The organism is Sporosarcina sp. AD_1 (assembly GCF_057373025.1).
In genome coordinates, this window is record NZ_JBPVIR010000004.1 from 286683 (window position 1) to 299711 (window position 13029).

General features: G+C 47.0%; 17 protein-coding genes. 8 read left to right on the top strand and 9 right to left on the bottom strand.

Annotation, left to right across the window (positions count from 1 at the left end):
• Positions 1 to 173 precede the first annotated feature (173 nt).
• On the top strand, positions 174 to 923 hold the full coding sequence (gene hemQ, locus ACSW3C_RS09905; protein WP_238079491.1) for a hydrogen peroxide-dependent heme synthase: 750 nt from the start codon (positions 174 to 176) through the stop codon (positions 921 to 923).
• Between the two features lie 50 nt (positions 924 to 973).
• Here hemQ and ACSW3C_RS09910 read toward each other — a convergent pair whose 3' ends face one another.
• Complete coding sequence (locus ACSW3C_RS09910; RefSeq protein WP_486562371.1) at positions 974 to 1399, bottom strand: GNAT family N-acetyltransferase; 426 nt, start codon at positions 1397 to 1399, stop codon at positions 974 to 976.
• A 24-nt stretch (positions 1400 to 1423) separates the two neighbouring features.
• A complete protein-coding gene (locus ACSW3C_RS09915) occupies positions 1424 to 2278 on the bottom strand; it encodes an aminopeptidase (protein WP_486562372.1) in 855 nt (284 codons plus the stop codon).
• Between the two features lie 98 nt (positions 2279 to 2376).
• Between ACSW3C_RS09915 and ACSW3C_RS09920 the strand changes: the two genes are divergently transcribed.
• A complete protein-coding gene (locus ACSW3C_RS09920; RefSeq protein ID WP_486562373.1) occupies positions 2377 to 2796 on the top strand; it encodes a cell wall hydrolase in 420 nt (139 codons plus the stop codon).
• A 23-nt stretch (positions 2797 to 2819) separates the two neighbouring features.
• A complete protein-coding gene (locus tag ACSW3C_RS09925; protein ID WP_248514109.1) occupies positions 2820 to 3167 on the top strand; it encodes a spore coat protein GerQ in 348 nt (115 codons plus the stop codon).
• A gap of 45 nt (positions 3168 to 3212) precedes the next feature.
• Here ACSW3C_RS09925 and ACSW3C_RS09930 read toward each other — a convergent pair whose 3' ends face one another.
• A complete protein-coding gene (locus ACSW3C_RS09930) occupies positions 3213 to 4259 on the bottom strand; it encodes a beta-carotene 15,15'-monooxygenase (protein WP_486562374.1) in 1047 nt (348 codons plus the stop codon).
• A 130-nt stretch (positions 4260 to 4389) separates the two neighbouring features.
• On the opposite strand from ACSW3C_RS09930, the gene ACSW3C_RS09935 reads away from it, so the two are divergent.
• On the top strand, positions 4390 to 4620 hold the full coding sequence (locus ACSW3C_RS09935; protein ID WP_486562375.1) for a hypothetical protein: 231 nt from the start codon (positions 4390 to 4392) through the stop codon (positions 4618 to 4620).
• A gap of 164 nt (positions 4621 to 4784) precedes the next feature.
• On the opposite strand, the gene ACSW3C_RS09940 is transcribed toward ACSW3C_RS09935, so the two are convergent.
• The 5 genes from ACSW3C_RS09940 to ACSW3C_RS09960 form a co-directional block, all read right to left on the bottom strand.
• Positions 4785 to 5165, bottom strand: coding sequence for a DUF423 domain-containing protein (locus tag ACSW3C_RS09940; protein WP_486562376.1), 381 nt, complete (start codon positions 5163 to 5165; stop codon positions 4785 to 4787).
• Positions 5166 to 5400: 235 nt separating this feature from the next.
• Positions 5401 to 5682: a YwdI family protein gene (locus tag ACSW3C_RS09945; protein WP_486562377.1), complete on the bottom strand. Its 282-nt coding sequence runs from the start codon at positions 5680 to 5682 to the stop codon at positions 5401 to 5403.
• Positions 5679 to 5855, bottom strand: coding sequence for a uracil-DNA glycosylase (locus tag ACSW3C_RS09950; RefSeq protein WP_486562378.1), 177 nt, complete (start codon positions 5853 to 5855; stop codon positions 5679 to 5681). Before ACSW3C_RS09950 ends, ACSW3C_RS09945 begins: the two co-directional genes overlap by 4 nt.
• 48 nt (positions 5856 to 5903) lie before the next feature.
• Positions 5904 to 6578 (bottom strand): uracil-DNA glycosylase, encoded by a 675-nt coding sequence (locus ACSW3C_RS09955; protein ID WP_486562379.1) that lies wholly within the window; start codon positions 6576 to 6578, stop codon positions 5904 to 5906.
• 6 nt (positions 6579 to 6584) lie between these two features.
• A complete protein-coding gene (locus ACSW3C_RS09960) occupies positions 6585 to 7343 on the bottom strand; it encodes a DUF4230 domain-containing protein (protein ID WP_486562380.1) in 759 nt (252 codons plus the stop codon).
• Between the two features lie 221 nt (positions 7344 to 7564).
• Here ACSW3C_RS09960 and thiD point away from each other — a divergent pair, with 221 nt between their 5' ends.
• From thiD to ACSW3C_RS09980, 4 genes are all read left to right on the top strand, one after another.
• Positions 7565 to 8398 carry a bifunctional hydroxymethylpyrimidine kinase/phosphomethylpyrimidine kinase gene (gene thiD / locus ACSW3C_RS09965; RefSeq protein WP_486562381.1) on the top strand — a complete coding sequence of 278 codons (834 nt, stop codon included), beginning with the start codon at positions 7565 to 7567 and terminating at the stop codon, positions 8396 to 8398.
• Between the two features lie 166 nt (positions 8399 to 8564).
• The gene (locus ACSW3C_RS09970; protein WP_248514100.1) at positions 8565 to 8915 is read left to right on the top strand and encodes a YojF family protein; all 351 of its coding nucleotides are present in this window, start codon (positions 8565 to 8567) and stop codon (positions 8913 to 8915) included.
• Between the two features lie 48 nt (positions 8916 to 8963).
• The gene (bshB2, locus tag ACSW3C_RS09975) at positions 8964 to 9644 is read left to right on the top strand and encodes a bacillithiol biosynthesis deacetylase BshB2 (protein WP_486562550.1); all 681 of its coding nucleotides are present in this window, start codon (positions 8964 to 8966) and stop codon (positions 9642 to 9644) included.
• Between the two features lie 281 nt (positions 9645 to 9925).
• Positions 9926 to 11278 (top strand): YjiH family protein, encoded by a 1353-nt coding sequence (locus tag ACSW3C_RS09980; RefSeq protein ID WP_486562382.1) that lies wholly within the window; start codon positions 9926 to 9928, stop codon positions 11276 to 11278.
• A 76-nt stretch (positions 11279 to 11354) separates the two neighbouring features.
• Here the strand turns inward: ACSW3C_RS09980 and ACSW3C_RS09985 are convergent, their stop codons facing one another.
• Positions 11355 to 12974, bottom strand: a complete 1620-nt coding sequence (locus tag ACSW3C_RS09985) for a M20/M25/M40 family metallo-hydrolase (RefSeq protein WP_486562383.1) — start codon at positions 12972 to 12974, stop codon at positions 11355 to 11357.
• Between the last annotated feature and the right edge of the window lie 55 nt (positions 12975 to 13029).

Consider the following 13029-nt stretch of genomic DNA (forward strand, 5'->3'; position numbering starts at 1 on the left):
ATCCACCCTTCTTTTTCTTCTGTCCTCTTAGCATACCACTGCCAAGGGGATTCGGAACAGTCATTTACTTCTTGTCAAATTGATGACATGAAGCGCCTGTTGCCGCTTTCACGGGTTCAATATGCTACACTGATGGTAGAATAAATTCAAAACGCAAAGGAGTTTGAATCCACTTGAACGAAGCTGCAATAACACTCGATGGTTGGTATGTATTACATGATTTCCGCACGATGGACTGGGCTTCCTGGAAGTTGATCTCGAAAGAGGAGCGTCAAGAAGCGGTCGCTGAATTCATGGCATTTTTAGATAAACTGCAAACAGCGGACAATGAAAAGACAGGAAGCCATGCTTTCTACACAGTCGTTGGCCAAAAAGCGGATTTCATGCTCATGATGCTGCGTCCGACGATGGATGAACTTCAACAGCTCGAAGCTGAATTCAATAAACTAACGATTGCCGACTACACCGTGCCGGCGTATTCCTACGTATCGGTTGTAGAATTGTCGAACTACTTGGCTGGCGAATCAAACGATGATCCATATCAAAATCCATACGTTCGCTCGCGCTTGTATCCAGAACTTCCACGCAGCCAGTACGTCTGCTTCTACCCGATGGATAAAAAGCGTGAAGGCGATGACAACTGGTATATGCTCGACATGGACAAGCGGAAAGAATTGATGCGCAGCCACGGAATGATCGGCCGAGGCTACGCAGGCAAAGTGAAGCAAATCATTTCCGGCTCTGTCGGATTTGATGATTTTGAATGGGGCGTCACTCTCTTCTCAGACGACGTTCTACAGTTCAAAAAGCTTGTCTACGAAATGCGTTTTGATGAAGTGAGTGCCCGCTATGGCGTTTTCGGCTCCTTCTTCGTCGGAACTCTTTTAGATGGCGATCAAAAGGCTGCATTCTTCCAAATTTAATTTCATACAAAAAGACCGTCCGGTTGGGCGGTCTTTTTTCTGCTGAATGCCTATAGAATTTTCTTATACACATAACCGGCTTTGGTGTAGTCCATTTTATCCTCATAAAAACGATGGGCACCCGTCCGTTCCAAACCTGAAGACAAAGAAATGCTTCCGAATTTGTTTTCGTTGGCCCATTCCTCCACAAATGACAGCAGCCTTTCTCCATTGCCTTTCGAGCGTATCGTTTGATCTGTAACCAAATCGCAAATCCAGACATACCGGCCGCTTGAAAGTGTAATCATCGGCTTAAAACCGATAACCGCAGCCATTTTATTATTGTCGAAGAGAGCAAACATCCTATACCCGTCACTCTCTTTAGCAGTCATCACTAATTCAACATAACTGCTTTCATTCAAATGAGGCCGCAGCTGCTTCATAATTGGAAAAGCTTCCAGGATTTCATTCTTAGAAAGAAGTTCTTTAATCATCATAGTGTCCTCGAAGACTGGGCATTATCATTCCTCTCCAAGCCATTCCAATATATCTTCCTTCACATCATGGCCGACCCAATAGGTCAAGGCGTCCTCCTCACCGACCCGGTCGACGAGGTGCTGGACATAAGCAGTTCCGAGCAAATAGCCGATGCGATTTAAACCGAAATAGGAGCCCCCTGACAATCGGAACCACTCTTTTTCCTTCGGCATATCCCATCCCGCCATGGCATCCTCGAGGAAACGCCGTTTGATTTCGGCTTTATTTTCATGGAAGCAGGTGGCCCATGGATCGCCTTCATTGTCAAAGGTGTAATAGACGGATTCGCGAAGGCCCGGCACCATCTTCATAGAGAGATACGTTGCCACGCCTTCTGTGTAAAGAGTCGTTAAGCCGCTTGTCCAATCAATACTGGACCAGTCAATTCCATTTTTCGTCCCGAGGGCAAAATGAGTGACATGGCCGATTTCGTGGGCGGCAATTACTTCCAGATGCTCTTTAATCGGAGACAGCTTTTCTGCCGCGAAATAAATAGTTCTCTTTTTAGTTCGAGTCACGAATGCATTGGAACCGAATGTCCCGACAATTAATTTAAATGTTAATTCCAAACCGAGTCCAAACGTCTTTTCAAAATCCTGTTCCGCTTTCAATAAAACATCTGGCATGTCTGCAGAGAATGTCTTGAGATCATCCAATTTAGCGGGATATTGCTGCAAGGCAAGCTGCAGACGTTCTTCCGTCCTTGGGCAATGATTCGGAAAATATAGTTCAAAAAGACTCGAGTGGCTCTGTATATAAGTTTCCAGCTCTTCACGTCCAAACGGATCGGACGCTTCGTATTTGTGAATAAAATCTGGAATGATAGTTTCAATTTTCATATTGCTCCCCCCTTTCCAACTACTCTATCACAATCCGAATCTTTTTTATGAATGATTGGCGTTCTCTCTTCATATGGTAGTCGTGAGGGGGTTTTGCTGTGGCCGTTGTTAAAGCCACTGACAAGGAAGTGGATCTGTTAGCCCGATTAATGCGAGCCGAAGCGGAGGGTGAAGGGGATTTGGGTATGCTGATGGTCGGCAATGTCGGGGTAAATCGGGTGCGCGGGGACTGTCTTGATTTCCAAAATATCCGGACGATACAGCAAATGGTGTTCCAGCAGCCGGGCGGGTTTGAAGCGACGCAGAAGGGTTATTTTTACCAGCGTGCTCGTGAACAAGATCTCCGGCGGGCCAGGCGCGTGATCAACGGAGAACGTTTCCATCCGGCTACCCGTTCCCTATGGTTTTTCAGACCATCCGGAGATTGCCCTGCCCAATGGTACAATCAGCCGAATACCGGCCGGTACAAATCGCATTGCTTCTTTTCCCCAACAGAAGAAAATTGTCCTCAAATTTAAAGATGAAAGGATGAAGTTGAAACATGGTCCAATATTATTGGAATCCGGCTTACCCGCAACAACAGATGATTCCGCCACAAGTGACATTGCCGAGCAACAGGCCGCCCGCTACGGGAGAGCAATCTTATATTGAAAACATTTTGCGTTTAAACCGCGGCAAACCGGGAGTTTTCCACTTCTCGTTCGAGCATGCCATTGAGCCGGGCAAAAACACATTGGCCGTTGTCGGAAGAGTGGAAGCAGCCGGACGAGATCACGTCATTCTGAGTGAAGTCGGGACGAACAAACGCTATCTGTTCCCGATGATCTATTTTGATTATGCCGAGTTCAATGAAGAACTGAACTATTTTAATCAGAATCCATTAGGATAAGCAAAAACACTTCCGTCCATAAAAACCATGACGGAAGTGTTTTTGTTAGTCCATCTTTTCCTCAAGCAATCTCTGAAATGTCACCGGATCATCCAGGCGTATAGCCGCTTTCCTGAATGGTTTTTCCATTCCGAGAAGCATTGTGGCCGTCAACGGGACATTAAAATGAATGACGCAATGCGCTTTCCCCTCTTCAAAATCCCTGGCGATAAAGTCGATGACATCTTTATCTTTTAACGAAACCGCTTCAGCTTCTGCTCCCCATTCGATCTTCTCGATAGCCTGATACGGAATTTCCATCCGTTTTCCAAGGCCAAGCGATACATACAGCCGATCCTCTCCAACCGTTAACGGATTGAGCCGTACCGCTTGGATGTCAGCAAGGAAATAAACGATGGAATAGACATTGAGGACAAGCAAGCCTATCGCAAGGAGCACCGATTTTTCGTGCAGCCACCAATGAAAGCCGATTGTTTCAATGGCAATTGCATGAATCAGCATAATGTAAAACGCCACTAAACTGGTTTTCTGATGCAACGTAAACTGATTTTCAGCGAGTTCCGGTTTTCGCTTCCACGATGCAAAAGCATAATAAAACATAAGCGATTCCGCAGCCATCATGGAAACGAGCGGATGCCCGGATACTTTCTGTTTCACTAGGACAGGAAATGCAAATAAGCCACTCGTTTGTTGAAGTTTCATCTCTCTCAAAATAGATGGAATATGTTTGATCAGCAGAAAAATCAAGCCGAGCTCCGCTAACAGAAAAAGTGCCTCCCCGGCAATTGCAATGTAAGGAATAAAGGCAAATGGCGCAAAGTAGGTGGACGGAATGATGAACCGGGCCGCAACAAGGCCAAGCACCATGAACGTAACAAACCGTTTCAGGGTAAACCCTTTTTTCCGCGTCATCGCCAAAATGAGCAGCGGTGCAACGATCGATAAATCAACAAGCGAGCCAATCACCATCCCCCGGGTATCCTGCGGCAGCGGAATCGCCGGCAACCGGTATGCCAGATAATTGCTGAAAACAACGGCTACGAGAAGAACTGCAAATAAAGGTGTTTTGGAACGGGATTTTGTAGCATTCATGGAAAAGCCTCCTTTCCTATAGTGTATCAAATGGCCAGCAGGGAGATTGTGGCTATTTTCCGAAAAATAATACAAAAACAGCTGTGCAAGAGCAGTTGTCGCGTGGCCCGGGATGAGATACAAGTAGTTCTTGGATTATACGAGCGGTTCGAGCGGAGATACGAGCGGTCATCGGAATATACGAGTGGTTGAAAATATATACGAGCGGTTCCAGAAATATACGAGTGGTTCGAGACGCGATACGAGCTGTCTTCGGATTATACGAGCGGTTCGGAAGCATATACGAGCGGTTCCCCCGTTTTCGATGGACGCGGGAATGAACAGATCATTGCCCGCTGCAAATCGCGCTGCATGCCTTTGACCAATCAAGAAATTGATTTGATCGTTGGTTACTTTTGTCGATTAAGTCCATATACGAGCGGTTCGCCCGTTTCTGCTGTACGCGGAAGTACCCTTCACAATAAAAAAACCCCACGCAAATAAAAAAACAGCGGACTCCATTAATAGAGTCCCGCTGTCCTAACTTCATTTCCCAAATTTCACTGCTGCTATGATCAACATCACCCAGCCGATGATAAAGGCTACGCCGCCAATTGGTGTAATGGCGCCAAGTATGCCTACGCCGGATAGGCTTAATGCATACAAACTGCCGGAGAAGATGATGATGCCTGCAAGCAGCAGGTATCCTGCCCAGCTAAGCTGCGTGGAAGGCCCGAGCAAGGAGGAACTCATTAGAATTCCGACTGCGATAAGGCCAAGTGCATGGAACATTTGATATTGCACAGCGGTTTCCCAAATGGCTAGATAATGTTCCGAAAGTTTTTCTTTTAATGCGTGGGCACCAAATGCCCCGAGTGCGACTGCAAGAGCAGCGTTCACTGCGCCCGCGATAATGAAAAATGGCATATGTATCCTTCTCTCCTTCAATTCGAGTACCTTTCAAGGGGTGTCCGATAGGGTCTTGAATGGAACAAATACGACCAAATCCGTCCATTCCATCTCCCAAGCTCCACCCTGCTCTACTTATCGTACCTCGTTTCCACCTGTTTTACCCTATGGATTGCATGACAAGTTTTCGACAATTTACATTCAGAGCGACTGACATGAAATCCGAGTACAACCAAGATGTCTCAACGAGCAATCAAAAGTCGAAAAGCGACCCGCCATTCGCGTCCTCTTCCTCTAACGGCCTGCACTCTAGTGGCATCGTTGAAGAAACGGGCTGCGTGATAATTTGCTGCTGGACTGGCTCCTTTGGCAGCTCCGTACGCTCTGGCCTTACTGAAGGGGCAGCGCCGAGCACCACTTCACATAGTGAGCGGATGGCAGCAAGCGCTTCACGGACAGCGCGTTCGTCCCGGGCCGTTCTGGCCAGTTGCAGTTGGCGTTCCATTTCAGCTAACACTTGTTCATGCGAAATCATTTTCCGGCTTCTCCCTTCTTTTGTGCAAAATGCATGCATTCCATCCCCGAAGAACGGCGGACGACAACGGAAGGGAGTTCGCGGGTCTTAAACCCATAAGCTTTGCAGCCGCGCGGATGTTGCGGATCCCACGTCACAAAGAAATGCCGGCAATGAAAACAGTTAACCGCCACGTTCATCTCCCTCTTTCTCTTTCCACTGTATCACGGATGGCGAGCAAATTACACAGTGCGGCACCATTCAATTGGCTGCTCTCCCCATTGCTGCAGTTGGTCATTTACCTTTGAAAACGGACGGCTGCCAAAAAAGCCGCGGCTCGCACTAAGCGGACTTGGATGCGGCGATTCGATGATCGCATGCCGATTTGTATCAATCAAACTCTTTTTCGCTTGAGCAGGTTTTCCCCATAACACAAAGACGACCGGTTCATCGCGAGCCGACAACAACCGGATCACTTCATCCGTAAAGAGCTCCCATCCCTTGCCCCGATGCGAATGGGCCTCGCCTTCACGTACCGTTAGCACCGTGTTGAGGAGCAGAACGCCTTGCTCTGCCCATCCCGTCAGCATGCCATGCACCGGGATATCACAACCGATATCCGTCTTTAATTCTTTGAAAATATTGCGAAGGCTGGGCGGCAGTTTCACGTCTTCTTTTACGGAGAAACTGAGGCCGTGCGCCTGCCCGGGGCCGTGATAAGGGTCTTGCCCTAAAATCACGACTTTCACCTGATGAAACGGCGTCAATTGAAAAGCTGTCCATAAATCCTCCATCTGTGGATAAATAGGCGCTGAAGCATATTGTTCTTTTAAAAACTCTCTTAATTGTAAGTAATATGATTGCTGGAACTGTTCCGCCAGCACTTCGTCCCAATCATTCTTAAACACTTGTTTCATCGCATGTCACTCCTTGAAGTTGATGGTTACGTCGTAGCCTGCGAATGAAAACATTTCTTTCAACGTCTTCTCTGCATTTTGTTCGGCCATTTGCAAGACCCCTTGTCCTGCACTCTCTTCCAATATCAATTTCTTTGCTTCCTCTGCGAGTTCATAGCCTTCTTGAATGTCGGCTTTTTCCCGGAAGACTCCTTCATAGGAATAGATTTCAACCTGATCGAAGTAAATTTCAGCCCCGCCTAGGAAAGTCGCGGGCGGCAATTCTAATGTGGCCGTTTTGTTCTTTTCATTTATCGTAATATCCTTTTCCGTTAGATCGCTCAAGTCCACTCCCGCTTTCACCGACCCAGGAATGACGACGAGCAATTGGCGTTTCGTGCCGGGCAGATTAACGCCGATGCTCTGGCCGAATAACTGGTTATCCTGCCTTTCGATGATGACCTTCGTATACGATTCTGCTGTCGCAATCTCATTCAAATCTTGGATTCTCTCTAAGAAGACACCTTTGTCCTCCGTGAAGGTGCTGCCTGATTTTAAATAGTAGAAGGTAATGAACGGCAAAGCGATGACAAGAAGCACAACAAGGACCGCAACGAGAAGTATCGATTTTCTCCACATGGAAAAGAAAGCCTTCCCCATTCTCCAAAAGCTTGTCCGCCGTCTTCTGCCAGTTACTGCTTCCATTGTGACAGCCTGCTCTCCCTCCGCCGCTTTCAGCTCTTCCAGTATCTTTTCCATCTCTTTAATCTTCTTCTTATTTCCCATACCCGGCTTCGCCCTCCTCCATACGCCACTTCTCTCTTTTTCACGTATTTTCGCTAGTAATCTGTACGTTCAGCCTATCGAAAAGTTTCCGATTCAACAACTGAAAAGATGCCCTGTGCAGGAGTCTCCTGGAAAGGGACAATTTCCGACAATTGTATTTTTTCTTCATTTTGATTACCATTAAAGACGTACGTAAACCATCATAAAAGGGGTTTTCTGTTATGACGTTGAAAAAGACATTAACGATTGCAGGATCAGATACATCAGGCGGCGCAGGCATTCAGGCCGACTTGAAAACATTTCAAGAACACGGAACCTATGGCATGATCGCCTTGACGGTCGTTGTCACAATGGATCCCGATAACAATTGGGCGCATCATGTCTATTCCCTGCCCATCGATGTATTGAAAGCACAACTGAAAACAGCCCTTTCGACAGGTGTCGATGCAATTAAAACAGGCATGTTAAGCACAGAAGAAGTCATCCAGACAGCTGGAGAGGCAATAAACGAATCCGGGCTCAACCATGTTGTCATCGACCCGGTCATGGTATGTAAAGGGGAAGACGAAGTATTGAACCCAGGCACTGTCGATGCGATGGTGAACTATTTATTGCCGAAGGCGGAAATCGTAACACCTAACTTGTTCGAAGCAGGCCAATTGGCTGGCATGAAAACACCGACGTCTATTGATCAAATGAAGTCGGTCGCCGAAAAAATACATTCACTTGGCGCAAGAAATGTGGTTATTAAAGGCGGCAAGCAATTGCAGCATGACAAAGCGGCAGACTTGTTCTATGACGGCCAAACATTTACGCTGCTGGAAGCTGAAAAGACGGACACGCATTACAATCATGGCGCAGGCTGCACTTTTGCAGCTGCCATCACAGCGAACCTTGCGAATGGCATTAGTGTCCGAGAAGCAGTGATCGAAGCGAAGAAGTTTGTTACAGCGGCAATCGAGAACGGCTGGAAGTTAAATGAGTATGTCGGTCCTGTAATGCATGGCGCGAAAAACCGTTTGGGATCGCCTGAAATTACGACTACAGAAATCTAATTCTGATGGGAAGCCGTCTCTCCGCAGAGGCTTCCTCTTTTTATTCATACGGAACCGATTTAGGCAGATGAACGAGGACGTGCCCCATCAAGCACGTATACTGCAATCATCCAAACGTTTCGCTATACTGAATAAATACATGACTATGTAAGTAGGAGGAGTATGAATGGAACTCGTACAACCGGCTCATTTGCAAGAACTGATTGATTCCTTTGCGAATAAAGACGTGTATATACATTTAGAGACGACCAATGGATCCTATGCCTCTCATTTCAAGGAAGGGTTTTTCAATGCGGGGGCTTTTATCCGCAATGTCGTCGTGAAATACGAACTTGGAAAAGTGGCTGGCGAATCACCGCACCGGATCGGATTGAAATTGCCGTACGGATGGGTTTATGCTCAAGGGATCACGCATTATACACTCGATGAACATGGAAGGCTGCTAATGGCAGGCCTGGACCCGGACGGCAAGCTTGCCGTATCGCTAGAAATCAGCGAAACGCCTTTTACATATTAAGACCACAGCGGACGCGTTACTATAATTATGCAAGGAGGATTTCTTATGATAAAACAAGAACGCCATGTGCTTGTAATATTTCCCCATCCGGACGATGAAGCGTTCGGCGTGTCCGGTACGATTTCCACCTATCGTGAAATGGGCATCCCAGTCACCTATGCCTGCTTGACGTTAGGGGAAATGGGCCGGAATTTCGGCAATCCCCCATTCGCCAACCGGGAAACGCTGCCTCAGATCCGGAAAAAGGAACTGTTGAAAGCGGCAGAAGCGATGGGCCTAGATGATTTGCGCATGATGGGGCTTCGTGATAAAACGGTCGAATTTGAAGATGATGAAAAAATGGTGAAGCTCGTTGCAGATTTGATTGACGAGACCCAGCCTTCTCTCGTCATTTCCTTCTATCCGAACCTGTCTGTCCATCCCGATCATGATGCAACGGCAAGAGCGGTAGTCCGGGCCATCCGGCGCATGCCGGAAAGTGAACGGCCGACTCTTTATACAATTGCCTTTGCCCATAATACGAAGGAAGTGCTTGGGGAGCCGGATATTATCCACCACGTGGAAGGCGCTGCAAAGAAAAAGCTGGCAACGATGAATGCCCACGCCTCCCAAACTGTCTGGATGATGAAGGATATGGAAAAACGCCTGGCTGAACAAGATCCAGAAGCGTTGAAATGGCTTCATTATGAACGGTTTTACACGTATCGCTGGGATCAGGATTTTGAATAAAACGAAAGAAGTCGTCTGGAAGCAGGCGACTCCTTTCCTTCTTTATTTTGCAAGCGCTTCCATCTCTATATTTCTGTAAAACAACTGTATTTTTGAAGTTTACCATTAGATAGAATCGGCTATAACATATTGGTATTACGGCAACGACTTGCTAACTCGGCTCACCCAATTGACTGATTAGTAGGACTTTTTACGTCGCCATTTACATTCGAACTAATCTACTATATCATGTATAAACATTCATAAAAATATCATATTTATACATTAGAGGAGAGAGTATGTTGAATCAGTTCCGCTTATCCACTTGGTTTTACTTTTTGATTCCATCTATACTTGGAATTATCTTATTCATGATTCCCTTGCCATTTGAAAGCGGCTGGAAAGTGCCGATTGCGAAGTTGGCCGATTTGCTTTCGGGCATTGTAGAACCGGCTATGCCAATGGCAGCCACCGTCATCATTGTGATTGCAGCACTTGGCTCTGCCATCTTTTTATTCATTCCAAAAGACGGAAATAAACCTTCCGTATTAGAAAGTCTTTTTAAGGTAACGCCTTTCTGGACTATTACTCGGGTTCTGGGCGCTGTCTTTGCCATCATGGTCACATTCAAAATGGGGCCTGAAGCGATTTGGAGTGAAAATACAGGCGGTCTTTTGCTGGCACCGGATGGTCTTGTTTCTTTCCTATTCACCATCTTTTTATTCGCCGGCCTCCTGTTGCCGCTTCTATTGAACTTCGGTCTGCTTGAGTTTTTCGGCACGATGATGGTAAAAGTAATGCGGCCTTTGTTCCAATTGCCGGGACGGTCATCTATTGATGCCCTCGCTTCCTGGATTGGAGACGGTACAATCGGTGTCCTCCTTACGAGCAAGCAGTATGAGGATGGGCATTATACACAAAAAGAAGCTGCGATTATCGCGACAACTTTCTCTGTCGTTTCTATTACCTTCTCACTCGTCATTATTGATACGGTCGGACTTGATCGCTACTTCCTTCCATTCTACGCAACCGTGGTCGGCACAGGGATCATCCTTGCGCTAATCATGCCGCGGATTTATCCGCTGCGTGGCAAGAAGGACGAATATATCGATGGACGGGCATATACAGGGGAAGAGGAAAAGCTGCCGGAAGGATACAATGTATTCAGCCATGGCTTGGAAAACGCCCTCGTCACTGCTTCAAAAAACCGGAATCTCGGTAAAATTTTCACGGACGGCATGCGAAATGTATTTGATATGTGGCTTGGCGTCGCACCTGTCGTTATGGCGTTCGGTACGATCGCTCTGATGCTGGCTGAATATACGAGCGTCTTCACGATTCTTGGAAAACCATTTGAACCGATCTTATCCGTTCTCGGCATTCCTGAAGCAGCAAATGCGGCACAGTCAATGGTGGTCGGATTCGCTGATATGTTCTTGCCTGTCATTTTGGCCGACGGTGTCATTACATCGCAAATTACGTTGTTCACGATCGCGACCATTTCCGTTGTCCAGCTGATCTATATGTCAGAAGTCGGCGGTTTGATTCTCGGAACGAAAATTCCAATCAACATCTTAGACCTCATTATCATATTTGTCTTGCGAACGCTCATCGCCCTGCCGATTGTTGCGGGTGTAGCGCATCTATTGTTTTAATAAAATCGAATCCCCTCATGTCCGGTATGTGGCAGTGAGGGGATTTTTCTATATATGGGGACTGTCATTTTCGTTCTTACGCAACATCTATCTTTTTGCAAAACAACTTTTGTATAAGCGTTTCCAGAAGAACCGGCATTTCTTTAAAGGCACTTTCTACATGCAGCCGTTCTGTCTTCTGGTGTGCATCCTTTCCAAATGGCCCGACATTTAACACAGGTGCTTTCAATTCACCCATCTCTTCAAACGGTATGCTATACGTCTCACCCCAAACAGGCGTATTCCTTTCGAATGAAGTCCAGCCATTCGCTGTATCGTCATAATTCACATAGCTTAAGTCACAAATGCCATTGAAATAATGAATCTGCTCCAGTGAAATGTCGAAGGATCTGGCCGTTTCCTGCACAAGACGAACTGCTTCCTGGATGAACGGGTCATGGGACGAGTTGACGGCCGGGTAATATGGAGGGGCGTACAAAAGCACGGCCGCCGGCGCAAGCTCTTGGCATTGAATCATTAGATCATCCACGATGCGTAGAGATTTCTCCCGGTCATCCCATTCATCATGCGCCAGTACCTGCGCTCTCAACCGATCCACTTCTGCTGCACCCAGCTTGTCTTCCGCGTGGGCGAGCAATTGTTCATAACGCAGTACCCTCACTTCACCGATGCCTTTCACTTGTTCCCGCTCACAAATAGTCTGATAGCTTTCATTGCAAGCCGTCATGGCCTCTCTTGCCACTTCCTCGAACACGTCCATGACGTCTGCTGCTGTCCGTTTGAATAAAAAGACGTTATAGAGAGCCGCAGCCCGGTAAGGGGTCTGGGTCGAGTATTGGAATTTCAGATCCTTCTGTTGCAATGAAACCGGAAGCGGCGTGCTTTCTCCGAGATCCGTCTCACGGAATTTTTCATTCCATTCCATCCGCTGCGTCAGGAAGGACGCAATATAATTGGCTGTCATCCCTTTGAGCGGCTCGCCAACATGTGTTTCCTTTCCATAAAACAATGCAGCCGGCATGATTTTTCCGATGGTACCGGAATAGATATATTCCTTCGTATCCGTTGGCCCCTGCGAGAAGGACGGTTCACTGTTCAAAAAGAGTTTGTACGTAAGGCGATATTCATCTCGCAAGCGGACAAGCGCCTTGACGGCTGCACGCATGCCTGCCGAGTTCACTTCTTCATCCGGAACCGCTGTCAGCAATAGATTAATCGGCCACTGTTCGATGCTCGCCTTTTCAATTAATTGCATGTGGAGAGCAAGGCCCATTTTCATGTCCATCGTACCTCGGCCAAACAAGTAATCACCGGATTCGAGGTCCACCCGTGCAGCGATGGGTAGCTCATGTTTGAATTCATGAAGCTTTTTGGTCAACTCCTCCGGATGGTAGGCAAGCGGCTCCAACACACCATACTCTTCGGTTTGGACAGTATCAAAATGACTGATCAGCACGACTGTCTCCACAGCGTCCGGATGCCGGTAAAGCGCCGTCAATGTACTGCGGCCCAGTCCTGCGTCATGCAATGTTAACTGTTCAGGGTGCTCTTGAAAGTAACGAAGTTGCTCCAGCTTCATTTTCAATTTTGCCGAAAAGGTCCGTTCTCCATCTGTCAATGTTTGGCTGTCCCAGCTGACAAGCTCGCATAGTAATTCCCGCAGCGTTTCAGATGTATTCCATTTGTATTGATTCATTTCAAAAACTCCTAACTTTGTTATAGATAGCTTTTTAGCGACAGCGGATCTCCGA

What these genes read in the sequence shown, in the direction of transcription:
- ACSW3C_RS09910 (WP_486562371.1), bottom strand. Translation starts at nt 1,399, where the DNA reads ATGATGATTAAAGAACTTCTTTCTAAGAATGAAATCCTGGAAGCTTTT.
- ACSW3C_RS09915 (WP_486562372.1), bottom strand. Translation starts at nt 2,278, where the DNA reads ATGAAAATTGAAACTATCATTCCAGATTTTATTCACAAATACGAAGCG.
- ACSW3C_RS09925 (WP_248514109.1), top strand. Translation starts at nt 2,820, where the DNA reads ATGGTCCAATATTATTGGAATCCGGCTTACCCGCAACAACAGATGATT.
- ACSW3C_RS09930 (WP_486562374.1), bottom strand. Translation starts at nt 4,259, where the DNA reads ATGAATGCTACAAAATCCCGTTCCAAAACACCTTTATTTGCAGTTCTT.
- ACSW3C_RS09940 (WP_486562376.1), bottom strand. Translation starts at nt 5,165, where the DNA reads ATGCCATTTTTCATTATCGCGGGCGCAGTGAACGCTGCTCTTGCAGTC.
- ACSW3C_RS09945 (WP_486562377.1), bottom strand. Translation starts at nt 5,682, where the DNA reads ATGATTTCGCATGAACAAGTGTTAGCTGAAATGGAACGCCAACTGCAA.
- ACSW3C_RS09955 (WP_486562379.1), bottom strand. Translation starts at nt 6,578, where the DNA reads ATGAAACAAGTGTTTAAGAATGATTGGGACGAAGTGCTGGCGGAACAG.
- ACSW3C_RS09960 (WP_486562380.1), bottom strand. Translation starts at nt 7,343, where the DNA reads ATGGGAAATAAGAAGAAGATTAAAGAGATGGAAAAGATACTGGAAGAG.
- thiD (WP_486562381.1), top strand. Translation starts at nt 7,565, where the DNA reads ATGACGTTGAAAAAGACATTAACGATTGCAGGATCAGATACATCAGGC.
- ACSW3C_RS09970 (WP_248514100.1), top strand. Translation starts at nt 8,565, where the DNA reads ATGGAACTCGTACAACCGGCTCATTTGCAAGAACTGATTGATTCCTTT.
- ACSW3C_RS09985 (WP_486562383.1), bottom strand. Translation starts at nt 12,974, where the DNA reads ATGAATCAATACAAATGGAATACATCTGAAACGCTGCGGGAATTACTA.